Genomic DNA, 21775 nt, shown 5'->3' on the forward strand with positions numbered 1-21775 from the left:
GCCTCGGGAGGACTTCCGCCCTCCCGAGGCCCGCACCTCCGAGTACGCCGCACCGTGGTCAGGCGCCGGCGACGCGGCGGCCTTCGGCGATGATGCGGGACAGCTCGGCCACATGTTCCGGCCGAGGGTCGAGCAGCGGGGGCCGCACACCTCCCACATCCAGGCCGCCGAGCCGCACACCGGCCTTGACCAGTGACACCGCATACCCCTGCCGGCTGTCGCGCAGCCGTACCAGCGGAAGGTAGAACCGCGTCAGCAGCGCCGTGGTGAGCCGGTCGTCCCCGCTGGTCACCGCCTTGTAGAAGGCCAGCGCGATCTCCGGGGCGAACGCGAACACCGCGCTGGAGTAGAGCGTGACCCCGAGCCCCCGATAGGCGGGAACGGTCAGCTCCGCCGTGGGCAGCCCGTTGAAGAAGGTGAACTCCCGGTCGGTCGCCTGCCGGACGGTCAGGATGATCCGCTGCAGCAGGTCGATGTCGCCCAGCCCGTCTTTGAAACCGATCACGTTCGGGATACCCGCCAGCTCGGCCACCGCGTCGGGGGTGAAGCGGGCGTTGCCGCGCTGATAGACGATCACCGGCAGATCCGTCTCGGCGGCCACCTCGCGCACGTATCGGACCAGGCCTTCGGCGGGTGAGGCGACCAGGTACGGCGGGAAGAGCAGCAGTCCGTCCACACCTCCGTCGGCGGCCACCCTGGCGAAGGCGCGGGCCGTGACCCCGCCCGCGCCGGAGAAGACGGGCACCCGGCCGGCCGTGGCCTCGACGCTCGCCTTGACGACCCGCGTGTAGTCCTCAAGGTCGAGTGCGTTGAACTCGCCCGTGCCGCACGCGGTGAACACTCCTCCCGCCCCGGCCGCGACCCCGCGTCCGACGTGCTCGGCCAGCACCGGCTCCGCCACGGCGCCGTCGGCCCCGAACGGGGTCACCGGGAAGAAGAGAACACCATCAAGACGCATGAACGGTCCTTTCTAGCGGATGCCCTCCCTGCGCAGGGTGGCAGCCAGCTTGCGCGTGTGTCGGGTCACCGCGTCGATGACCTTCCCGATCTCGCTCTCGTCCAGGTGGACGGGCATCGAGCAGCTGATGGCGTCGGTCGCGGGGATGCGGTAGTCGACCGCGACGGCGACGCACTGCACGCCCGGGGTGCCCTGCTCGCGTTCGAACGCCCATCCGCGAGTGCGAACCTGGTCCAGCTCCTTGTTCAGCTTCCCGTGGTCGGTCAGCGTCTGAGAGGTGAACCAGGCGAGCTCGTCCGGGAGCAGTTCCATGACCTCGTCGAAGGTCAGCTGGGCGAGCAGCGCCTGGCCGAGTGCCGTCACGTGGGCGGGCAGCCTGCGGCCCACCCGAGGGATCACGTGGTGCGCCCTGCGGCCTTCCCTGGTCGCGAGGTACAGCACGTGCGCGCCGTCCCGCCGGGCGAAGTGCACGGTGTGCCCGATCTCGTCGCGCAGGTCCTCCAGCGTTTCCAGCGCGAACGGCAGCGCGAGGTCCTTGTCCAGGTAGGCCGTCCCGGTCAGCAGGGCGTGCGGGCCGATGCCGAAAGCGGCCTTGGCGCTGTCGGTCTCCACCCAGTTGAGCTCGACCAGCGTGCGCATCAGGGCGTGCAGGCTGCTGCGGGGGAAGCCGGTCTGCTGTTGAAGTTCCGACAGCGAGAGGCGGTCCGGAGACGCGGCCAGCGTCTCCAGAATGCGTACCGTTCGCTCTGCTGACTTGACCATCGAGGGCTCCATGGTTTCCAGAATATTGGATGCCATCCATGTACATGGACACCTAACCCTTGATGGCGCCGCTGGTCAGACCGCGCATGAACTGCCGCTGGAACGCCAGGAACGCGATGATCGACGGCAGCAGCGCCAGCAGCGAGGCCGCCAGCAGGACACCGATGCCCACCTCCTCGTCGGAGCGCAGCGAGCGCAGCGCGATCGGCAGCGTCCACTGGTCGGATTCCGTGGCCACGATGAGCGGCAGCACGTACTGGTCCCAGATCATGGTGAAGCCGAAGACGCCGATCACCCCGAGCGCGGGCCGGCACAGCGGCAGGATGATGGTGAAGAACGTGCGCAGCTCGCCGGCGCCGTCGATCCTGGCGGCCTCCTCCAGCTCGACCGGCACCTCCTTCATGAACTCGGTCATCACCAGGATCGAGAAGCCCCAGGCGCCGACCGGCAGGATCATGCCCGCGTAGGTTCCCAGCAGGTTGGTGCCGAAGACCGGCAGGTCGCCGAGCACCGCCGCCAGCGGCAGGATGATGACCTCCTCGGGGATCATCATCGTGACCAGCATGAGGATCAGCACGAACGCCATGCCGCGGAACCTCTTGCGGGCCAGCGCGTAGGCCGCGAACACGCTGACGAGCATCTGCAGCAGCAGCCCGAACCCGACCACGACGAACGAGTTCAGCAGATACAGGTAGACCTTCCGCTCGCCGGCCCGGGCGAAGTTGTCCAGACTGAAGCCGGTGGGCAGGGAGAAGCGGGTCGGGTCGGGGACCGTGCCGAAGGCGTTGACGAGCAGCCCCGCCAGCGGTCCGAGGAAGACGATCACGATGGCCGCGTAGAGGATCGTCTTGAGCGTCAGGGCCACGGGTCCGCGCCGGTCCTCCAGCCCGAGCGTGCTGTCGAACCTCATGTCTCCTGCCTCCTGCGCAGCACCTGCACGATGACCGTGAGCACCAGCGTCGCCAGGAACAGCACGACCGCGCCCGCCGAGGCGACGCCGAGCCTGTTGTTCTGCAGACCCTCCTTGTAGATCAGCGTCATCAGCACCTCGGAGGAGCCGTTCGGCCCGCCGTTCGTCAGCACGTACACCTCGACGAAGACGCGCAGCCCGCGGATGGCCGCCAGCGTGAACAGGATCCAGAACACCGGCCGCAGCGCCGGGAGCGTCACGCGGGTGAAACGCTGCCACACGGTCGCGCCGTCCACGGCCGCCGCCTCGTACAGCGTGCGGTCCACGCCGACCAGGCCCGCGACGAAGATCATCATGTCGTACGGCGCGCCGCGCCAGACCATCATCCCCATGATCGACCAGAGCGAGGTGTCCTCGCTGGACAGGAACGGCATGGGGGTGAGCCCGGCGACCCCGGCGATGCCGTTGAGCAGGCCGTCGGGCCCGGGGTGGTACATGATCCGCCAGACCTCGGCGACCGCCGCGATCGTGGTCACCACCGGCAGGAACGCCGCGGTCCTGACGAACCACAGATACCTCGCCGGCCCCTCGACCAGCAGCGCGAGCACCAGCCCGAGGAGGATCGAGCCGACGGTGGTGCCCAGCGCGAGGACCGCGCTGTGCAGCATCGCCGAGGTGAACGCGTCGTCGGTGACGACGGTGCGGTAGTTGTCGAGGCCGACCCACAGATTGCCGAGGAAGGGCCGGACCTCGAAGAAGCTGTCCCGTATCATCACGAAGATCGGGATGAACTTGAAGTACAGGAACAGCAGCAGCGCGGGAGCCAGGAACAACCAGGGGACGAGGGCGCCACGCCGGCGCACCGGCTTGTCGTGGCGTGACGCCGTCCCGGATCTCGGGGGAGAGAGCGTGGCGGTCATGACGCCTTCTGGGTCGCCAGTTCCCGGGCGAACGTGGTGTTCAGCTCGTCCATCGTGACCTTCACGTCCTTGGCGCAGTCGGCCCACGCCGCGTTGATCGCGTCGGCCGCCTTCTGCCTGAACGGCGTCCAGTCGGGAACCGGCGGGGTGTAGACGGCGGTGGGGTAGGCGTCGGCGAACACCTTCCATCTCGGGTCCTTGCGCTCGGCGCCGAGGTCGACTTCCTTGTTGACGGGGAGGCGGACGATCGGGCCCTCGGCGTCGCCGTTCATGCCGACCCTCTGGCCTGCCGCGGAGATCGCGAACTCGGCGAACTTCTGCTGTTCCGCTTCGAGGTCGGATCCGGCCATCAGGTAGACGTTCTCGCCCTCGCCGAGCGTGCCCGGGCCGCCGGACGGGCCCTTGGGCACCTGGACGACCTCGATCTTCTCGTCGCCCACGCTCTTGACGAATCTCGCCAGGACGTACGGGCCGACCAGGTAGATGCCGCCCTGCCCCTTCTCGAACACGGTGTGCGTGACGGTCGTGTCGTTGCTGACCGCGCCGGGGTTGACGGTCTTGGCGGTGCAGAACTGGTCCTGCAGCCACTTGACCGCCTCGACCGTCCTGGGGTCATCGGCCGTGGGGGCGAACTTGCCGCCGCCGGTGGCCTTGAGGAAGTCGCCGCCGTTGGCGTAGATCATCGAGGAGGCGTACCACGAGGCGTAACCGCGCTTGGTGCCGGCCGGGATCACGAAGCCGTAGGTGTTGGCCACGCCGTCGCCGTCGGGGTCCTTCTCGGTGAACGCCCTGGCCAGCTTGGCCAGGTCATCCCAGGACCGCGGCGGCTCCATGCCGACCTTCTCGCGCCAGTCCCTGCGGATGATCAGCGCGAAGGACTGGGCGGAGAACGGCGCCGCGTAGTATTTGCCGTCACCGGCCTGCGCGGCCTTCCACGCCTGGTCGGCGAGCTTGTCCTGGCCGGCCAGCCTGGTCCTGTCGACCTCGCGTAACCAGCCCTGGTGCTGCATGTTGCCGAGCCGCGCGGTGTCGTTGATGACGATGTCGGGCAGGTCCTTGGCCTGGGCCTGCTGTTGCAGCTTGGTCTCGAAGTCGTCGAAGAGCGAGACGAGCTTGGTCTTGAGGCCGGTGGCCTTCTCGAACTCCGCCACGAACTTCTGGGCGGTCTTGTGCGAGGGGGAGTTGGGCACCTGGCGGATCCAGATTTCGAGGGCGTCCCCACCGGAGCCTGATCCCGCTCCACAACCCACCGCGGTTACGGCCAGAGCCATGGCAACGCCGGCCCCGATCAGGTTGCGTGACATCAGGCCGCCTCCTGTTCATATATGTGGATGACTTATCGGAATATGGAATCAGTTCATGTGAACGTAACGACGGTGCGTGGCCACGGTCAAGATTCAAGGATGTGAATTTGGTTCGGAGTTGTGTACAACAGACCGCATGCGCATCCTGATGACCGGCGCCGCCGGCAAGGTCGGCACCCTTCTGCGTCCCCTCCTGGCCCGCGAAGCCCGCATCCTGCGGCTCTCCGACCTCCATCCCCTCCCCACGCACGTGCCGAGCTCCGAACCGGCGCCGGGGAGGGTGTGTGACATGGGGCCTGGCGAGGAGTTCGTGGTGGCGGATCTGGCGGACGAGGCACAGATGGCGGCGGCCATGAAGGGGGTCGACGCGGTGGTGCACCTGGGTGGCCAGAGCCGGGAGCACCCGTGGGCCGACATCGTGCGGGCCAACATCGACGGCACCCAGGTGCTGCTGGAGGCCGCCAGAAAGGAAGGGGTGCGACAGGTGGTGCTCGTCGGCAGCCACCACGCGGCCGGGTTCCACACGCGCCCGGCGGACGGCACGGACCTGCCCGACCACGCCTTCCCCCGGCCCGACACCTTCTACGGCGTGAGCAAGGTCGTCATGGAGGCACTCGGCAGCCTCTACCACGACAGGTTCGGCATCAACGTGACCGTGATCAGGCTCGGCACCTGCAACGAGGGCTCGGGCGACACCCGCGGCCTGGCCACCTGGATCTCCCCTGACGACATGGCCAGGCTGGTGGAGGCCGCGCTGACCGCTCCCGGCTACCACGTGGTCTGGGGCGTCTCCGACAACACCCGCCGCTGGTGGTCGCTGGACGGGGCCCGAGCGATCGGCTACCGGTCGCAGGACGACTCCGAGCGACACGCGGCCGCGCTCATCGCCGAGCAGGGCGAACCGGACCTGACCGAACCCCTGCACGACCGGGTGGGTGGCGCCTTCACCCTCAAGGAACTCGGCGGCTCATGGTGAGAGCCGGGTCGCCGGGAACGCGCCACAGGATGTCACCTCAGACGGAAGACGCAATCGGTTGCATGAAACACCACGGCCATTCGAGGGCACCCTCAGGTGTCATCAATGCGCGAGCGATTGCACCCCAAGCCCCCGGTGCGGTCCGACCTTCGCCACGCCGCTCTCCACCGTGACGGGGTACGGCGGGGCCAGCAGCCCCAGCGCGGCGAACGAGGCGTCCTCGACCTCCTCCACCTGGCACGGCAGCGGCAGATGGAGGGCCAGCTGCGCCGACATCTCGGGCAGCAGGTGGGGATAGGTGGGCACGCCGAAGGTCCGGGCCAGCTCGGCGATGCGCAGGAAGGGCGTGATGCCGCCCACCCTGACCAGGTTCGGCTGCACCACGTCACAGGCGCCCGCCGTCAGCAGGTCGCGGAAGCCGTACACGGTGTAGACGTTCTCGCCCACCGCGATCGGCACGTCCACGCTGCGCCGCAGCTCCACGTGCGCGGCCACGTCGTCGGCGGGCAGCGGCTCCTCCAGCCAGTGGAGATCGAACGGCCGCAGGGCCTCCACCGCGCGGCGCGCCCTGTGCAGGTCCCAGCGTTGGTTGGCGTCGATCATCAGCAGCGTGTCCCGGCCGATCACCTCACGCACCGCGGCGACCCGCTCCAGATCCTCCCGCAGGTCGGGGCGGCCCACCTTCATCTTCACACCGGGATAGCCGGCCGCCTTCCACCGCCCGGCCTGCGCGACGAGCTCGTCGAGCGAGTAGTGCAGGTTCACGCCGCTGCCGTAGACGGGCACGCTCTCCCTCCGCCGGCCCAGCACGTCGGCCAGGCCGTGCTCGCCGCAGCGCAGGTCCCACAGCGCCAGGTCGACCCCCGCGAGCGCGATCGTGGTGATCCCGCCGGGCCCGGCCTCGCGCAGGTGCCGCCACAACCGGTCCCACACGACCTCGGGGTGCGGGTCCAGGCCGATCAGCGCCTTACGGACATCGTGTTCGAGCAGAGCCTGTACGGCCCGCGCCCCGATCTGCGGCGTCCAGGAGAACCCGGTGCCCGTGCGGCCGTCGTCCAGCGTGACCTCGACCGCCAGGACGTGGTTGAAGGGCACGCCGGCTCCCCACGGCCTGGGCAGCTCGGCGGTGCGCGGGGTGACCCGCAGATCGCGGATCACGGGCCGGCCTTCAGCTCGGTGCGCCAGCTTCGTTTCGCGCTCCAGCCGAGCAGCCGCCCGGCCTTCGCCGAGCTGAACGCCGGGGACGTGCCCGTCAGCGCCGCGGCGGCCTCGGCGGTGCCCGGCATCACCTCCGGGAGCAGTACGGCCAGCGGCTCGCGGGCCAGCGCGTCGGCCGCCCCCGCGAAGAACACCTCGCCGGAGGGCACGTCGGGCCGATCCAGGACGGCCCCGATGAGCTCGGCGCAGTCCCTGGCGTCGACGTAGTTGAACAGCGAGACCCCGGCGATCTCCGGCCTGTCCAGCCGTTCCGCGATGGTGTGCCCCGACTGCGTGGCGGCCCCCGCCCACTCCTCCGGCGCCACCACGAAACACGGCCTGACGGCCGCGAACCTGGTGTCAGAGCTGCGGGCGAAGGCGGCCATCACCTGCTCGGCCACCAGCTTCGACAGGCTGTAGGCGTTCCACGGCTCGGTCGGGTGCTCCTCGTCGATCGGCAGGTAGCGCGGCGCCCAGCCGCGCGGCGCGCCGTACCCGATCACCGTGGGGCTGCTGGCCACCACGACCGTGCCGACGCCGCATGCGGAGGCGGCCTGGCAGACGTTGAAGGCGAGTTGCGCGTTGGTGCGGAAGGTCACCCCGTCGGTGCGGCTGAACGGGGCGGCGACGGCGGCCAGGTGCACCACGGCGTCCGGCCGGAAGCGGGCGAGGACGTCGTAGGTCTCGCCCAGATCGGTCAGGTCGGCGGGCAGGCTCGCCACGGCCTCCGAGGGCGTGCCCGGCCCGGAGTCCACCCCGATGACCTCGTGACCCGCCCGCGCCAGCGAGGTGACGACGCTGCGGCCCAACCGGCCCGCGCTGCCCGTCACCAGTGTTCGTGTCATGGCGCTCCCTTGGCAACCGGTTGCATCGCAGTATTGGCGGGTGAATCAGGCCCGTCAAGCACGGGGAGGAGGTATAGCCTGCTGCCGCAGGCGCCGGTTGACGCTAATGCAACCGATTGCACAAGATTGGTCCGAGGAGGCCAAGCGTGGCGGTGACGATCCGGGACGTGGCACGGGCGTCGGGGGTGCACGTCTCGACGGTGTCCCGCACATTCTCCGCACCCCACCTGGTGAACGCGGAGACCCGCATCAGGGTGCTGGCCGCCGCCGACGACCTCGGCTACCGGCCCAACAGGGCCGCGCAGGCGCTGACCACGGGGCGGACGCACAACCTCGGCCTGATCGTCGCCGACATCGCCAACCCGTTCTTCCCTCCGCTCATCAAGGCGGCCCAGGCGCAGGCCAGGATCCGCGACCACCACGTGTTCGTGGCGGACACCGACGAGGATCCGCTGGTCGAGAAAGAGCTCATCCAGGCCTTCGCCAAGCAGGTCGACGGGGTGTTGCTGTGCAGCCCGCGCCTGGCCGACAGGGCGATCGAGCGCCTGAGCCGGGACGTGCCGCTGGTCGTCGTGAACCGGCGGCTCAAGAGCGTGCCGGCCGTGCTGATGGACGTCGGGCGCGGCGCGACGCTGGCCATCGAGCACCTGGCCTCGCTCGGACACCGCAGGATCGCGCTCGTCACCGGACCGAGTGGGTCGTGGACCAGCAAGGAGATGCGGGAGGCCGCCGCGGCGGCCGAAGAGGTGGACGTGGTCTTCCTCGGCCCCAACCCGCCGACCGGGCAGGGCGGCCTCGCCGCGGTCACCGACGTGATCGCCTCCGAGGTCACCGGCGTACTGGCCTACAACGACCTGGTGGCGATCGGCCTCATCGAAGGGCTCGGCGAGCGCGGCGTGCGCGTTCCCGAGGACCTGAGCGTGATCGGCGTCGACGACATCATGTCGGGGCGGCTCAACAGGCCCAGGCTCACCACGATCGCCATGCCCACGGCCGCGGCCGGCCGGATGGCCGTCGACCTGCTGCTGCAGTCGGTCGACGAGGAAGAGCCCGCCACGGTCGCGACTCTGCAGACCAGTCTGGTCGTCCGCGAGTCCACGGGAAGGCCGCCGCCATGATCTTCGGTATCACCCCGGAAGGCGACGGCGTCCACCGCGTGGAGCTGAGGTCGGGCCCGATGCGCGCCGCCGGGTCGACCTCCATCGCGCGCAGGGCCCGGGGTGCGGTCCCCTGTTCGAGCTCGGCGACGGCGGTGACGGAATGAGCGCCCAGCAGCGGGGAGTCGTCGGCCTCGGCCTGCCGTACGGCGGCCTGGAACGTCTCCTGCGCGGTCGTCAAGTCGTCCGGACGGCCTGATCCATCAAAGATCAATCGGCTGGAAACGCCCGTCAGGGCCCCTCGTCCTCGAGCGCGTATGCCACCGCACCGTCCAGCCTGAGTTTCCTCCCGCTTTGGAAGGCCGTTCTGAAGGCCTGGGATCCCAGCGACTGCCGCGCGTGCGCGTCGCAGTTCCGGTGCGAGTGCACGGAGTACCCCAGTTCGGTCGGAGAGGAGTCGAGGGCCTGCCAGAGCGTGTCGGCCGCGCCCAGCAATCGGGCGGCGCGTAGGTGCAGGCCGCGTGCGCCGGCGGTCCAGGCGAGGACCTCCAGGCACTGGGTGAGGCACCATTGGTCGTTGACGCCTTCCAAGGGCGGGAGCGCCTTGCGCATCATGGCTTCGGTCTGGCGCCAGTCGCCTTGCTTCCACGTGGCGAGGCCGACCGCGAACAGCGCGTATGCCCGGTAAAGGGGTGCGTCGTAGGCATCGGACAGGGCGAGGAGCTCATCACCGAAGGCCTTGGCGCGGCCGGGGTCTTCCGCCGAGCCGAACGCGGCGGCCTGGAACAGGGTGCGGCTGACGGCGTTGATGTCGCCGGCCGCACGGTGGAGGGCGAGCGCGTCGTCCATGAGCGCCAGCCCGCGCCGGCACTCACCGGCGGACAACGCGGCGAGGCCCGCGATCTGGACGGCGAACGCGAGGGCCGCCTTGTCCCCCATCCGCTGCGCGAGGGTGTGAAACTCCTCCAGCCGTGGTGTCGCCGCGGCAAGGTCGCCCTGATGGATGGCGAGCTCGCTGTCGGCCGCCAGGGCCGTCAGCCGGGCGGCGTTCGCCCCCGTCACAAGTTCGAGCCCTCTCGCGAGCCAGTGCCGGCCCTCGGTGAGGAACCCGGAGACGATCCAGTAGCCCCACAGCGAGGACGCGATCTCCAACCCCTCCGGCGCGTCGTACGGCCGGCCGAAGCAGAGGTCGATCGCGGCCCGCACGTTCGAAAGCTCCCCGTGCAGGGTCCAGAACCGCTCGACCTGATCCGGAACCATCTGATCAAGCCGGTTCCGGTCGGTCAGGCGTCGATAGTGATCGCGGTAGCGCCGGGACAGCTCCCGCTCCTCCGAGTCGGTCATGTGCTCGCGGCCGTACGCGCGGATGCTCTCCAGCATCCGGTAGCGGACCTCGGAGCCCCGGTGTTCGACACTCAGGATGGATTTGTCCACCAGCCCGGCCGTCAGTTCGAAGACGTCATCACGCGCGATCTCGTCACCCGCGCAGATCGCCTCGGCCGTCTCCAGGTCCACGCCGTCGGGGAACAACGACAGCCGTGCCCACAACCGCTGCTCACCGGATGAGCACAGGGCGAAGCTCCAGTCCATGGTCGCCCGCAGGGTCTGATGGCGTGGTAACTCGGTGTTGCCCCCGGCCAGCACGTCGAAGCGTTCGTCCAGTTCTCGTACGAGCTGCTCCACCGGCATCGTTCGCAACCGCCCCGCCGCCAGCTCGATGGCCAGCGGAATCCCGTCCAGGCGCCGGGCCAGCCGGGTCATCGCCATGGCGTTGGCCGCATCGACGGCGAATCCGGGCCGCGCCTTCGCCGCCCGTTCGGTGAACAACCGCACCGCCTCACATCGCGCGATGCCGCGAACGGTGTCGGTGAGATCCGGGACCGGCAACGACGGAACCCACAGAATCTGTTCACCGGCCACCCCCAGCGCCTGCCGGCTGGTGGCCAGGATCCGCAGGCGCGGGGCCGCGCGAAGCAGCGCGTCCACAAGGATCGCGCACGCGTGCAGCAGGTGCTCGCAGTTGTCCAGCACCAGCAGCATCCGCTTGCCCCGCAGATAGTCCGTCAGGACCGGCATCGTGTGAGATCTCGTATCACGAAGGCCCAGCGCCGCGGCCACGGCCGGACCCAGCAACTCGCTGTCCTCCAACGTGGCCAGCTCGACGAACTCCACCCCGTCCCGGAACCTCCCGCCCAGGGACTGGGCCGTCCGCCGCGCCAGCCGCGTCTTGCCGACCCCGCCGGCACCGGTCAGCGTCAGCAGCCGAGTTCTGGGCAGCAGCCGCCGGACATCGGCCATTTCCTGCCTGCGTCCGACGAAACTGGATGCCTCGATCTGCGGGTGATCTCTTGTCAGCGCGTCGTGGGTAATCATGGTGGCTCGTCACCCAGATGGCGTGGTTCTTCTTGGACGTCCGCTCCGCTTCCCGGCTCGGCCGGTGATGCGGGAGCGGGAACCCGGCTCTGTTCAGGATGTGCTCGATCAAGAGCCTGGCGGGTACGCGATTCACGGAAGCCCTGATGGCAGGATAGTACGCCGCCCGCTCAAGGCCCCTCGCCCGTTGCCGGGGTCAAGGCGGTCGTGGCGGCGTCGCCGTACCCGGACTTCTCCCCGGCCGTGGCCGCCCGGAAGGCGTTTTCGCGTGGGGGGCTCCGCCCGGGAGCGACCGGCGGGAGACCGGATAGCCTCGCAGGGTGAACGGTACCTCCAGCCCCCGTCGTACGCCGCCGCGCGCCGCCGCGCGGCCCTGCCCCTGCGGCCTGCCCGCCGCCTACGGCGAGTGCTGCGGCCGGTTCCACGGCGGCCAGGCCGCTCCGACGGCGGAGGCGCTCATGCGCTCGCGCTTCGCCGCGTTCGCGGTCGAGGACGAGGCCTATCTGCTGCGAACCTGGCATCCCACCACCCGGCCGGCACGCGTCGAGTTCGAGCGGGGCATGCGGTGGACCGAGCTGGAGATCGAGGACGTCTCCGGCGGGAGCCCTTTCCACACCGACGGCACCGTCACCTTCCGCGCCCGCTACACCTACCGCGGGCAGCCCGGAGAGCTGCACGAGCGGAGTCGGTTCGCACGGCACGAAGGCGCGTGGGTCTATCTGGACGGCGTCGTCCCGAGCTGACCGGCCGCTTCCCGCGATCGTGGCGGACACGTTCTTCGCCCGGCTGTCCCGGCCCGACGGGTCCCGGATCGTGCCGTGGCTCTGGCCGTGGGAGGCCTGCGGATCATGGGATCTCGGCAGCTGTTAGAGTGTCCGATTTGTTGGCGATTGGGTTAGTGGCAGGAGATAGAGCGGATGAGGATTCGGTACGTCGGCGGTCCCACCGCCGTTCTTGAGCTGGGAGGCCTGCGCCTGCTGGTCGACCCGACCTTCGATCCGCCGGGCGACTATCCCGTCGGGAGCCGCTTCCTGACCAAGACGGCCGGTCCCGCGTTCGGGCCCGAGCAGGTCGGACCGGTCGACGCGGTGCTGCTGTCCCATGACCAGCACCCCGACAACCTCGACGCGTCCGGTCGCGAATGCCTGCTGGGCGCGCCGCTGGCGCTGTCCACCGCCTCGGCTCACGGCCGGCTGGGTGAGCCGGTGCGGGCGCTGGCCCGCTGGGAGCACGTGGACCTGCCCCGCCCGGCCGGTGGCGTGCTGCGCGTCACCGGCGTGCCCGCACAGCACGGGCCGGACGGCAGCGAGCACCTGGTCGGGGAGGTCACCGGCTTCGTCCTGTCCGGCGAGGGCCTGCCGACGGTGTATGTCAGCGGCGACAACGCCTCGCTCGACGTCGTACGCGAGATCGTCGCGCGGCTGGGCACGGTGGACGTCGCGGTCCTCTTCGCCGGTGGCGCGCAGACCGCGCTCCTCGGTGACGCTTACCTGACGCTGCCGAGCGCGTCGGCCGCGGAGGCGGCGGCGATCCTCGCCGCCCGTCACGTCGTGCCCCTGCACTTCGAGCACTGGACGCACTTCACCCAGGGCGCCGACACCCTTGCCGAGTCGTTCGAGCGTGCCGGGCTGACCGACCGGCTCCACCTCCTCAAGCCCGGCGAGCAGATCGACCTGTGAGGGCGGGCGCCGGTCTGTGAGGGCGGGCGCAGACCTGTGAGGGCGGGCGGCCCGCGGGGCGCGGGCCGCCTTCCGGATCCGAGGCCCGACCGGCCGCGCCGGGCGTCCGGGGCTCCGCGATGAGGGCCTCACGGTGGTGCGATCGTAGTCCTGCTTCTCAGGACGAGCCGTGAAATCGGCGGTGCAGGTCGCGCACCTGCTCCGCGAGGCCGGGAAACGGGCCCTCCACCACGAGGCCGGGGACGACCTCCCGGATCGGCAGGGTACGCACGGGAGGCGCGGGAACCCCCAGCTCGGCGAGCCAGGTCGCCAGTTGCTCGGAAGAGCTCACGTACACGATGCGGCCCAGCCCGACCCAGCCGTGCGCGGCGGCGCACATCGGGCAGTGCTCACCGGAGGTGAAGACGGTCGCCGCCGCTCGTTCCTCGGGGGTCATGTGCGCCGCGGCCCAGCGCGCCAGCTCGAACTCCGGATGGCGGGTCCGGTCGCCGGAGGCCACACGGTTGTGGTCCTCGGCGAGGACGGTCCCGTCCGCGGCGACGAGCACGGAGCCGAACGGCTCGTCGCCCTCCTCCAGGGCCTCGGCCGCCAGCTCCACGCAGCGGCGCAGGTAGCGCAGTTCGTCGTCGTCCGTCATGACGCCCTCCCCGAAAAGTGATCTTCAATGCAATTGATCGGGATCCGGCGGGCCGGCTGCTTCACCGCGGTCCCGGGCTTTCGGCGACACCCCTGGCCGAGAGGGGTGCCGATGTCACGCGCTCATCGGCATGTGATCGTTGGTGCGGAACGTGTGGCGGTAGGCCGTGGGCGACACGCCGATCGTGGACGCCAGGTGCTGGCGCAGGGAGGCGGCGGTTCCGAAACCCGCTTCGGCGGCGACGCGGTCCACCGGTAGATCGGTGGTCTCCAGCAGGCGGCGCGCGTGCTCGACGCGTTGCCGGGTCAGCCATTGGACGGGAGTCATCCCCACCTCGTCGCGGAAGCACCGGGAGAACGTGCGGACGCTCATCCCGGCGTGAGCGGCCAGTTCGGACAGCGCGAGCGGCCAGTGGAGCTGCTCAAGCGCCCATGCGCGGGTCGCGGACGTGGTGGCCGTCGACGGCTCGGGCACCGGGCGCTCGATGAACTGCGCCTGGCCGCCCTCGCGCCATGGCGGTATGACGCACAGACGGGCCACCCGGTTGGCGACCATGCTGCCGTGGTCGCGGCGCACGATGTGCATGCACAGGTCGACGCCGGCGGCGACCCCCGCCGCGGTGAGCACGTCGCCGTCGTCGACGAACAGCACATCCGGGTCGACCTTGACCTGGGGGAACGTCCGCTGGAAGTGGTCGGCGTCGTTCCAGTGCGTGGTCGCCGGGCGGCCGTCGAGCAGGCCGGCGGCGGCGAGGACGTACGAGGCGGTGCAGATCGACACGATGCGGGAGCCTCGCCGGAGGTGGGTGAACGCTTCGGCCAGCTCGTCGGGAAGCCAGTTCCTCTCGTCCACGGGGCCGCACGCGAACGGGGGGATCACCAGTGTGTCCGCCGTCTTGAAGGCCTCGGCTCCGTGCTCCACGGCGACGGCGAAGTCGGCGCTCGTCTTGACCGGGCCGCCGTCGAGGCTGCAGGTGATGACGTCGTAGAGCGGCTCGCCGCTCTCTCCGGTCGCGGTGCCGAAGATCCGGACCGGGATGCTGAGCTCGAACGGATAGACACCCTCGAGGGCCAATACGACGACACGATGCATGGCTAGATTCTTTCACATATTGGCCATCTGGCCACTCGTGAGGGCATTGCCGGCTGCGGCAACGTTGGTCACACGCCGCGAGGCGATCCACACGAGAGCAAAGGAATGTGACTATGCGCGCTATCGGTCAGGACTCGTTCGGAGGGCCCGAGGTGCTGAAGGTGGTCGAGGCCGATCGCCCGGAGCCCGGGATCTCGGAGGTGCTCATCCGGGTCCACGCGGCCGGGGTCAACCCGACCGACTGGTGGCACAGGGCCACCGGAGGGCTGCTGGGCGACTCACCGGTCCGGCTGGGGTGGGACGTGTCCGGCGTGGTCGAGGCCGTAGGGCTCGGCGTGACGATGTTCAAGCCGGGTGACGAGGTGTTCGGCATGCCGCGGCTCCCGCAGGCGGCGGGTACGTACGCGGAGTACGTGACCTCCCCGGCACGGCACCTCGCCCGCAAACCGGCCGGGATCTCCCACGTGGAGGCCGCCGCGCTCCCGGTGGCCGCGCTCACCGCGTGGCAGTCGCTGGTGGACACGGCCGACGTGCGCCCCGGCCGGCGCGTCCTGATCCACGCCGCGGCGGGCGGCGTCGGCCACCTCGCCGTCCAGATCGCCAAGGCGCGCGGCGCGTACGTCATCGGCACCGCCCGCTCGGCCAAGCGCGACTTCGTCCGCGGCCTCGGCGCCGACGAGGTCATCGACTACACGCAGGTCGACTTCGCGTCGGCGGTCGGCGACGTCGACATCGTGATCGACACCATCGGGGGCGACTACGGGCCGCGCTCGCTTCGGACCCTGCGTCCCGGCGGCATCGTCGTGTCGCTCGCCTCGCCGGCCGAGGCCCACCTGGCGTCCAAGGCACAGGAACTCGGCGTCCGGGCCGGGTTCATGATCGTCGAGCCCGACCACGCGGGGATGAAGGCGATCGCGGCGCTCGTCGAGGCGGGGCAGTTGCGCGCCGAGATCGACACGGTTCTGCCGCTTGAGCAGGCGGCCAAGGCCCACGAGATCGGCGAGGCCGGCCGTACGACCGGAAAGATCGTTCTTACCGTCGCCGGCTGACGGCCTGCCGTCACCAGGGGCGCCACGGCGATGACGGACAGGACGAAAGCGGCACCGGGAACGGATCCGGCCCGGCCCGCGGTCCTGGCCGCCCCATGCGGGCGGGCGCCTCGGACCGGCGCTCGGCTGGATCTTGCGAAACGCTGCTTAAAGTGACAGTATCATCACCGTAAGTGAAAAGCATTGGTCGGCCTAGGAGAGTGGCGCGCTCATGCAGGCTTTCGCACTGCCTGACTTCTACATGCCGTATCCGGCCAGGATCAACCCGTACCTGGAGCGCTCCCGCGAGCACAGCGCGACGTGGGCCCGGCGGATGGGGATGCTCGACGCGCCCAAGCCCGCCGGCGGCGTCGTCTGGGACGAGGCGGCGCTGGCCAAGATGGACTACGCGCTGATGTGCGCCTACACCCATCCGGATTGCGACGGTCCCACCCTGGACCTGATCACCGACTGGTATGTCTGGGTGTTCTTCTTCGACGACCATTTCCTTGAGCATTTCAAGCACTCCCGCGACCTTCCCGGGGCCAAGGCCTACCTCGACCACCTCGAACTGTTCATGACCGAGGACGGGCAGACGCCACCGGAACCGACGAACGCGGCCGAAGCAGGGCTGAGAGACCTGTGGGAACGCACGGTGCCGGCGATGTCGCAGGGATGGCGGCGACGCTTCGTCACCAGCACGCACAACCTGATGGTGGAGTCGATGTGGGAGCTCGACAACATCGACCGTGGCCGGATCGCCAACCCGATCGAATACGTGCAGATGCGGCGAAGAGTCGGAGGGGCGCCATGGTCGGCGAACCTCGTCGAGTACGCCGCCGGCGCGGAGATCCCCGACGACCTCGCCGGGACGAGACCGATGCGCGTCCTGTCGGACACGTTCTCGGACGCCGTGCACCTGCGCAACGACCTGTTCTCCTATCAGCGCGAGGTCCAGGAGGAGGGCGAGAACTCCAACGCGGTGCTGGTCTTCGAGAGATTCTTCGGCTGTTCGACACAGGAGGCCGCCGAGCTCGTCAACGACCTGCTGACCTCGCGGCTGCAGCAGTTCGAGGACACGGCGCTGATCGAGGTTCCGGCCCTGCTGGCCGAGCACGCCGTGCCCCCGCACGAACAGATCGGAGTGGCCGCCTACGTCAAGGGCCTGCAGGACTGGCAGTCCGGCGGGCACGAATGGCACGCGAGATCCAGCCGCTACATGAACGACGGCGCGGCCTCGGGCTCCGTGGGCGTGCTGGGAGGCCCGACCGGCCTGGGCACCTCCGCCGCCAGGCTGCTCTCCCCGGCGAGTTCCAGCCTGCGAAGAAGGCTCCGGCAGCGGTCTCACGTGCCGTTCCAGCCGGTGGGGCATCTGCCGTTGCCGGACTTCCACATGCCCTACCCGATCCGTGTCAGCCCCCACCTGGACGCCGCGCGACGCCACGCGGTCGGCTGGGCGCGGCGGATGGGCATGTTCGACTCGGTGCCCGGGACGGAACCCGGCGGGATGTGGGACGAGCGGCGCTTCCTCGGCTTCGACTTCGCGCACTGCGCCGCGATGATCCACGCTGACGCGAGCCCCGAACAGCTCAACCTGTCCTCCGACTGGCTGGCCTGGGGAACCTACGGCGACGACTACTTCCCCCTGGTGTTCGGCAGGTCCCGCGACCTCGTGGCGGCGAAGCTCTGCGACGAGCGGCTCCCGGCGTTCATGCCGCTGGACGCGGGGGCCACCCCGGAGCCGGCGAACCCGATCGAGCGTGGCCTGGCGGACCTGTGGCGGCGCACCGCGGGGCCGATGAGCATGCCCGCCCGGCGGCAGTTCCGCCAGGCGATTGAGGACATGACCTCCGCCTGGCTGTGGGAGCTGGCCAACGAGGCCCAGAACCGCGTCCCCGACCCGGTCGACTACATCGAGATGCGCCGCAGGACGTTCGGATCGGACATGACGATGAGCTTGGCCCGGCTCGCGCACTCGGAGGTGATCCCCCCGGAGATCTACCAGACCCGGACCATGCGCGAGCTGGACACCGCGGCGCATGACTACGCCGCTTTCACCAACGACCTGTTCTCCTACCAGAAGGAGATCGAGTTCGGGGGCGAGATCCACAACCTCGTCCTGGTCGTGGAGAACTTCCTCGACGTGGACCGATGGACGGCCCGGGACATCGTGACCGATCTGATGACGGCGCGGATGCGGCAGTTCGAGCACATTGTCGCCAACGGCCTGCCGGCGCTGTTCGAGGAGTTCGCCCTCGACGAGCAGAGCCGGAGGACTCTCACCCGTCACGCCGACGACCTCAAGGAGTGGATGTCGGGGATCCTGGAATGGCACCGCAGGTGCGCGCGCTACACCGAGGCCGAACTCCGGTGTGCCCGGACCCCGGGCACACCGGCGGATTCCTCGTTCCTGCCCACCGGGCTCGGCACCTCCGCGGTGCGGGCCGTGGCCGCCGGGAACTCGATGGGGACGGGCTGACTCTCGCCCGGCCAACCGTGACGCCTCCTGCCCGGCCGACCATGATCCCGCAGGTTCAGGCACGCGTTCCGCGGCCGAGACCCGATGGGCTGAACTCGCCCGCCAACGTATCGCCACCGCCCGCAGGATTGCCCGCCAACGAGAGGATCAGGCCGCCTAGTCGGCGGCGGTGGGGAGGGAGAGGCCGGCGTAGACCTGGTTGAGGACGGTGGGCAGCAGGGCGTTGGCAGTGGTCCGGCCGCCGGGCGACAGGGTCAGGTTCGTCCAGATCACGAGCGTGACCTCATTGTCCGGGTCGTGGCCGATGAAGGAGTTGAATCCGGGGAGTTCACCGCCGTGGTAGTACATCGAGGCGTTCGGACCGAAGCGCTGGTAGGTGATGCCGTACCCGTACTTCCGCCCGTCGGGCCCGGCCGGGTCCTCGGCTTGCAGGCTGTGGAGCCACTGCTGCTGGAACGGGGGGTTGAGGACCTTGCCCGTCACCAGGGCCCGGATCCAGATGGCCAGGTCGTCCGCGGTGGAGATGACACCTCCGGCAGCAGTGGCGTAGGAGGGATTCTGATGGGTGTAGTCCAGCGGCCGGAGCTTTCCGGACCGGACCGCCGCCTGCACGTCGGCGGGGTAGGGCCGGTCGACCAGCGCGTAGGCCGACCCACCGTACATGTAGCCGTGTGAATAGGGGGCGGGGAGGGACAGGTCGTCGGGGCCGGGCAGCGAGGTTCCCGTCAGGCCAAGCGGGGCGAGCAGCCGGTCCCGGAACTGCTGGGCCAGCGGGTGGCCGTCCGCCTTCTCGGCGACGAGGCCCAGCAGCGCGTAGTTGGTGTTGCTGTACTCGTAGGACGCGTCGGGCGCGAAGTTCGGCGGGTGCCGGAACGCGATGGTCAGCATCGCCTGCGGTGTCTGGGCCTTGCCCGGGTCGGTGTCCATGGTCGCCGCGAGTTCGGGTGCGTTGGTGTAGTTGTAGAGTCCGCTGCGCATCTTCAGCAGCTCGGCGATGGTGATGTGGTCGCCGTTGGGTACTCCGGGGACGTAGGCGGACACCGGGTCGCTCAGCCGGAGCTTGCCGTCCTGGGCGAGGAGGACGATCAGCGCCGCGGTCATGGTCTTGGTGTTGGAGGCGATCCGGAAGTGGTCGCCCGTGGTGGGCGGTTTGGCCGTGCCCAACTCGGTTGTGCCGGTGGTCGCCCGGAAGGTTCCCTGCGGGGTGCGGAGCAGGACCACCGCGCCGGGCACCATGAGCTTCTTCGCCGCACGCTCCACGGCAGACTGGAACACGGCCGGATCGATGGGCTTCAGCGCCGACGGAGTGGCACTTGCCGTAGCCGGCACGTCGAGCAGGGCAGTGAAACTCACCCCTGAGGGCAAGGTGCCCGCGATCAGCAGAGCCGCGCACGGCGCCAGCAGAGCCATACGGCGGGCGGTACGCGACGCCCCGAAGCCGGCTCTCATCCGGCGCGCACGGTTCGGGGCGTCGTCGTCAGCTCGGGAATCATTCCTCATGCCGGCGTCACCGCCCTTGTGCTCGGCGGTCCAGTACTGCGGCCAGGGTGATACGAAAAGTGATGCGACAGGACTGAAGAGACGAAACGGAATAAACACCAAATTTGTCATCTTTTTGCACATCTGAGGGCTCGGGCGTCGGGGCCGACGGCCATGTGCGGCGGGGGGCGGGTTGGCCAGATACGGAGATCAGACCGGCTCTGGGGCCCTCACTGGAGGACGGTCCGGCATGGTTTCTCCTTCGGAGGGTGGTGTGCCAGGGTGGACGGCATGTTGGCGATCACTGTGGTGACCGAGGACGGTCGCCGGTTCGTGCGGGCAGGCGAGGAGGACATCGCCGGACTGGTCGGTGGGCTGGGGCGGCGGAATTGCAGGTTCCTGATCCTTCAGCGAATCCCCGACCTGCCGGACGTCTTCATGCAGGTGTGGTCCGACGGAGGCGACTATATGCTCGAGCATCGTGAAGGCGGGGCCGACCGGCACTTCCAGGTCATCCTCGACAGTTCCGAGCCGGTGATCGCAGCCATGATCGCGTGGGCGCGCCAGGAGGACAGTCGGCGATCCGCGCTCGCCTGGACCCCGTTGGACCTGGGTACGGCCAAGCCGACTCCGCCGCTCGACCTGGGAGAGGACGATCGTGCGAGCCTCGAGAAGCGCATCCGCGAGGTGATCACAGGCGGGTATGCGACCAGGGCGGAGCTGGCCGAGATCGCGGAGGAGTACCTGGTGTCGGACGATCGCCGGCCTGTCTCACCTGAACAGGCCCGCGAACTGGCCGACCGGCTATGGCTGGAGCGTGTCGAGGAGCAGGCCGCCTGGGAGGGTGAGACCGACCCCGAACGGCTCACCCGCGCGTTCACGGCCCTGGCGGCCGCCGGCATCACGACGAAGGAGAACTTCACCTGCTGCGGTTCGTGCGGCCGGACGGAGATCGGCGACGCGGGCTCACCGGACGCCCGGGGCTACGTCTTCTACCACAGCCAGTGCACGGACGTCGTCGCGGCCGGGCACGGTCTGACGCTCCTGTATGGCGGCTTCGACGGCTCACCGGCCACCACGGCGGCCATCGGCCATGAGGTTGTGGCCGCGCTCGGGCAGGCCGGCCTCCCCGCCGAATGGAACGGCGATCCGGATCAGACCATCACCGTCACGCCGATCGACTGGCGCAGACGCCTCATCGGCTGACCTCAGCCCGACGATCAACCGACAGTCAAGCGGCCGGCTGATCGTGGACGTCCACGCCGCGCAGGTCATCGGAAAAGCAGGCCCAGGTGGCCCACAGCAGGAAGACCGCTTGCTCACTCGCCGACGGGCGCGATGCCCACAGGGTGTTGAGCGACAGGAGAGTGTCAGTGGGCCGCGACATTAACGTCAGTAGCAGAGTGTGATCAGGCAGGTGGACGGAGAGTCTCGATGAAGAGCGGGACCGAGGGCATCACTCTGGCTGACTGGGCGCCAAGGTGGGGCCGCTCGGCAAAGTACATCCGCAACTTCTGGCGTCCCCAGGACGGCTTTCCCGCCCCCCGATCGGGCGGACAGCCGACGCCGCACACCACTGGGCCCGGATCCCGAGCTTTACGACGAGGCCGCCCTGGACGCGTGGCGGGCCAGGGCGCTGACGCAGCCGGCGCCGTACCCGATGTCCGCCGAGGCCGATCAGATGCGCACCCTGGGCGGCATCGCGCGACTGCTGAGTGTGGACGGTAAGACGATCAGCCAGTACCGGGATGCGATCGAGGCCCGCGTGCAGGACCGCGAACAGAGGCGTAGCCGCACCCTATGCCGGGTGCGCGCGGTCATCGAGGCGCTGAACGAGATTCGCCGGGGTTCCGGGGTCGCGTGCCGAACCGGAGGAGGACCGCCGCAGAAGATCCTCAAGCCGAAGGCCCGGTTCGGCTGCCCGGGTCGAGCCCCGACCGGACGGTGGTGGGCGCCACGGCCTTGGAGCGGGGGCGATGAAGTCGCCTCCGCTCCCCGAGCAGCTCACGCCGACCGCCGGTTCTTTGCGGTCATCTCCA

The 21775-nt window shown here is 69.7% G+C and carries 19 protein-coding genes; 7 read left to right on the forward strand and 12 right to left on the reverse strand.

Annotated elements, in window-relative coordinates:
• Nucleotides 1-58 precede the first annotated feature (58 nt).
• The 5 genes from ACFY2X_RS07380 to ACFY2X_RS07400 are packed head-to-tail and all read right to left on the reverse strand — an operon-like array spanning nucleotide 59 to nucleotide 4854.
• Nucleotides 59-958 carry a 5-dehydro-4-deoxyglucarate dehydratase gene (locus tag ACFY2X_RS07380; protein ID WP_389933744.1) on the reverse strand — a complete coding sequence of 300 codons (900 nt, stop codon included), beginning with the start codon at nucleotides 956-958 and terminating at the stop codon, nucleotides 59-61.
• A 12-nt stretch (nucleotides 959-970) separates the two neighbouring features.
• Nucleotides 971-1720: an IclR family transcriptional regulator gene (locus tag ACFY2X_RS07385; RefSeq protein WP_389933747.1), complete on the reverse strand. Its 750-nt coding sequence runs from the start codon at nucleotides 1718-1720 to the stop codon at nucleotides 971-973.
• Nucleotides 1721-1772: 52 nt separating this feature from the next.
• The gene (locus tag ACFY2X_RS07390) at nucleotides 1773-2630 is read right to left on the reverse strand and encodes a carbohydrate ABC transporter permease (protein ID WP_389933750.1); all 858 of its coding nucleotides are present in this window, start codon (nucleotides 2628-2630) and stop codon (nucleotides 1773-1775) included.
• On the reverse strand, nucleotides 2627-3550 hold the full coding sequence (locus tag ACFY2X_RS07395) for a carbohydrate ABC transporter permease (protein ID WP_389933753.1): 924 nt from the start codon (nucleotides 3548-3550) through the stop codon (nucleotides 2627-2629). Before ACFY2X_RS07395 ends, ACFY2X_RS07390 begins: the two co-directional genes overlap by 4 nt.
• Nucleotides 3547-4854, reverse strand: coding sequence for an ABC transporter substrate-binding protein (locus ACFY2X_RS07400; protein ID WP_389933755.1), 1308 nt, complete (start codon nucleotides 4852-4854; stop codon nucleotides 3547-3549). The genes ACFY2X_RS07395 and ACFY2X_RS07400 overlap by 4 nt, the downstream gene beginning before the upstream one ends.
• A gap of 136 nt (nucleotides 4855-4990) precedes the next feature.
• Between ACFY2X_RS07400 and ACFY2X_RS07405 the strand changes: the two genes are divergently transcribed.
• Nucleotides 4991-5830 (forward strand): NAD-dependent epimerase/dehydratase family protein, encoded by an 840-nt coding sequence (locus ACFY2X_RS07405; protein WP_389933758.1) that lies wholly within the window; start codon nucleotides 4991-4993, stop codon nucleotides 5828-5830.
• A 102-nt stretch (nucleotides 5831-5932) separates the two neighbouring features.
• On the opposite strand, the gene ACFY2X_RS07410 is transcribed toward ACFY2X_RS07405, so the two are convergent.
• Both ACFY2X_RS07410 and ACFY2X_RS07415 read right to left on the reverse strand, forming a co-directional pair.
• Nucleotides 5933-6985 carry a mandelate racemase/muconate lactonizing enzyme family protein gene (locus ACFY2X_RS07410; RefSeq protein WP_389934774.1) on the reverse strand — a complete coding sequence of 351 codons (1053 nt, stop codon included), beginning with the start codon at nucleotides 6983-6985 and terminating at the stop codon, nucleotides 5933-5935.
• Entirely contained in the window at nucleotides 6985-7872 is an 888-nt protein-coding gene (locus ACFY2X_RS07415; RefSeq protein WP_389933761.1) for an NAD-dependent epimerase/dehydratase family protein, read from the reverse strand. The genes ACFY2X_RS07410 and ACFY2X_RS07415 overlap by 1 nt, the downstream gene beginning before the upstream one ends.
• A gap of 146 nt (nucleotides 7873-8018) precedes the next feature.
• Between ACFY2X_RS07415 and ACFY2X_RS07420 the strand changes: the two genes are divergently transcribed.
• Complete coding sequence (locus ACFY2X_RS07420) at nucleotides 8019-8990, forward strand: LacI family DNA-binding transcriptional regulator (RefSeq protein WP_389933764.1); 972 nt, start codon at nucleotides 8019-8021, stop codon at nucleotides 8988-8990.
• Nucleotides 8991-9260: 270 nt separating this feature from the next.
• Here ACFY2X_RS07420 and ACFY2X_RS07425 read toward each other — a convergent pair whose 3' ends face one another.
• A complete protein-coding gene (locus tag ACFY2X_RS07425) occupies nucleotides 9261-11342 on the reverse strand; it encodes an ATP-binding protein (protein WP_389933767.1) in 2082 nt (693 codons plus the stop codon).
• 320 nt (nucleotides 11343-11662) lie between these two features.
• Between ACFY2X_RS07425 and ACFY2X_RS07430 the strand changes: the two genes are divergently transcribed.
• Entirely contained in the window at nucleotides 11663-12085 is a 423-nt protein-coding gene (locus tag ACFY2X_RS07430) for a YchJ family protein (protein WP_389933770.1), read from the forward strand.
• A 174-nt stretch (nucleotides 12086-12259) separates the two neighbouring features.
• Nucleotides 12260-13021 (forward strand): MBL fold metallo-hydrolase, encoded by a 762-nt coding sequence (locus ACFY2X_RS07435; RefSeq protein ID WP_389933772.1) that lies wholly within the window; start codon nucleotides 12260-12262, stop codon nucleotides 13019-13021.
• Nucleotides 13022-13178: 157 nt separating this feature from the next.
• Here ACFY2X_RS07435 and ACFY2X_RS07440 read toward each other — a convergent pair whose 3' ends face one another.
• Both ACFY2X_RS07440 and ACFY2X_RS07445 read right to left on the reverse strand, forming a co-directional pair.
• Complete coding sequence (locus ACFY2X_RS07440) at nucleotides 13179-13658, reverse strand: nucleoside deaminase (RefSeq protein WP_389933774.1); 480 nt, start codon at nucleotides 13656-13658, stop codon at nucleotides 13179-13181.
• 114 nt (nucleotides 13659-13772) lie between these two features.
• Entirely contained in the window at nucleotides 13773-14750 is a 978-nt protein-coding gene (locus ACFY2X_RS07445; protein WP_389933777.1) for a GlxA family transcriptional regulator, read from the reverse strand.
• A gap of 113 nt (nucleotides 14751-14863) precedes the next feature.
• On the opposite strand from ACFY2X_RS07445, the gene ACFY2X_RS07450 reads away from it, so the two are divergent.
• Together ACFY2X_RS07450 and ACFY2X_RS07455 are read left to right on the forward strand one after the other, a co-directional pair.
• Complete coding sequence (locus ACFY2X_RS07450; protein WP_389933780.1) at nucleotides 14864-15799, forward strand: NADP-dependent oxidoreductase; 936 nt, start codon at nucleotides 14864-14866, stop codon at nucleotides 15797-15799.
• Between the two features lie 211 nt (nucleotides 15800-16010).
• Complete coding sequence (locus tag ACFY2X_RS07455) at nucleotides 16011-18257, forward strand: family 2 encapsulin nanocompartment cargo protein terpene cyclase (protein WP_389933782.1); 2247 nt, start codon at nucleotides 16011-16013, stop codon at nucleotides 18255-18257.
• A gap of 156 nt (nucleotides 18258-18413) precedes the next feature.
• On the opposite strand, the gene ACFY2X_RS07460 is transcribed toward ACFY2X_RS07455, so the two are convergent.
• The gene (locus tag ACFY2X_RS07460; RefSeq protein ID WP_389933785.1) at nucleotides 18414-19667 is read right to left on the reverse strand and encodes a serine hydrolase domain-containing protein; all 1254 of its coding nucleotides are present in this window, start codon (nucleotides 19665-19667) and stop codon (nucleotides 18414-18416) included.
• Nucleotides 19668-20027: 360 nt separating this feature from the next.
• On the opposite strand from ACFY2X_RS07460, the gene ACFY2X_RS07465 reads away from it, so the two are divergent.
• Nucleotides 20028-20942: a DUF6891 domain-containing protein gene (locus ACFY2X_RS07465; protein WP_389933788.1), complete on the forward strand. Its 915-nt coding sequence runs from the start codon at nucleotides 20028-20030 to the stop codon at nucleotides 20940-20942.
• Between the two features lie 25 nt (nucleotides 20943-20967).
• Here ACFY2X_RS07465 and ACFY2X_RS07470 read toward each other — a convergent pair whose 3' ends face one another.
• Nucleotides 20968-21123: a hypothetical protein gene (locus ACFY2X_RS07470; protein WP_389933791.1), complete on the reverse strand. Its 156-nt coding sequence runs from the start codon at nucleotides 21121-21123 to the stop codon at nucleotides 20968-20970.
• Nucleotides 21124-21775 lie beyond the last annotated feature (652 nt).

Source organism: Streptosporangium sp. NPDC000396 (assembly GCF_042898655.1).
In the GTDB taxonomy this organism is placed as follows: Bacteria; Actinomycetota; Actinomycetes; order Streptosporangiales; family Streptosporangiaceae; genus Streptosporangium.

Excerpts from the sequence above, each read along its gene's own strand:
- ACFY2X_RS07380 (WP_389933744.1), bottom strand. The coding sequence starts at position 958 with ATGCGTCTTGATGGTGTTCTCTTCTTCCCGGTGACCCCGTTCGGGGCC.
- ACFY2X_RS07385 (WP_389933747.1), bottom strand. The coding sequence starts at position 1,720 with ATGGTCAAGTCAGCAGAGCGAACGGTACGCATTCTGGAGACGCTGGCC.
- ACFY2X_RS07390 (WP_389933750.1), bottom strand. The coding sequence starts at position 2,630 with ATGAGGTTCGACAGCACGCTCGGGCTGGAGGACCGGCGCGGACCCGTG.
- ACFY2X_RS07395 (WP_389933753.1), bottom strand. The coding sequence starts at position 3,550 with ATGACCGCCACGCTCTCTCCCCCGAGATCCGGGACGGCGTCACGCCAC.
- ACFY2X_RS07400 (WP_389933755.1), bottom strand. The coding sequence starts at position 4,854 with ATGTCACGCAACCTGATCGGGGCCGGCGTTGCCATGGCTCTGGCCGTA.
- ACFY2X_RS07405 (WP_389933758.1), top strand. The coding sequence starts at position 4,991 with ATGCGCATCCTGATGACCGGCGCCGCCGGCAAGGTCGGCACCCTTCTG.
- ACFY2X_RS07415 (WP_389933761.1), bottom strand. The coding sequence starts at position 7,872 with ATGACACGAACACTGGTGACGGGCAGCGCGGGCCGGTTGGGCCGCAGC.
- ACFY2X_RS07425 (WP_389933767.1), bottom strand. The coding sequence starts at position 11,342 with ATGATTACCCACGACGCGCTGACAAGAGATCACCCGCAGATCGAGGCA.
- ACFY2X_RS07435 (WP_389933772.1), top strand. The coding sequence starts at position 12,260 with ATGAGGATTCGGTACGTCGGCGGTCCCACCGCCGTTCTTGAGCTGGGA.
- ACFY2X_RS07440 (WP_389933774.1), bottom strand. The coding sequence starts at position 13,658 with ATGACGGACGACGACGAACTGCGCTACCTGCGCCGCTGCGTGGAGCTG.
- ACFY2X_RS07445 (WP_389933777.1), bottom strand. The coding sequence starts at position 14,750 with ATGCATCGTGTCGTCGTATTGGCCCTCGAGGGTGTCTATCCGTTCGAG.
- ACFY2X_RS07450 (WP_389933780.1), top strand. The coding sequence starts at position 14,864 with ATGCGCGCTATCGGTCAGGACTCGTTCGGAGGGCCCGAGGTGCTGAAG.
- ACFY2X_RS07455 (WP_389933782.1), top strand. The coding sequence starts at position 16,011 with ATGCAGGCTTTCGCACTGCCTGACTTCTACATGCCGTATCCGGCCAGG.
- ACFY2X_RS07460 (WP_389933785.1), bottom strand. The coding sequence starts at position 19,667 with ATGGCTCTGCTGGCGCCGTGCGCGGCTCTGCTGATCGCGGGCACCTTG.
- ACFY2X_RS07465 (WP_389933788.1), top strand. The coding sequence starts at position 20,028 with ATGTTGGCGATCACTGTGGTGACCGAGGACGGTCGCCGGTTCGTGCGG.
- ACFY2X_RS07470 (WP_389933791.1), bottom strand. The coding sequence starts at position 21,123 with ATGTCGCGGCCCACTGACACTCTCCTGTCGCTCAACACCCTGTGGGCA.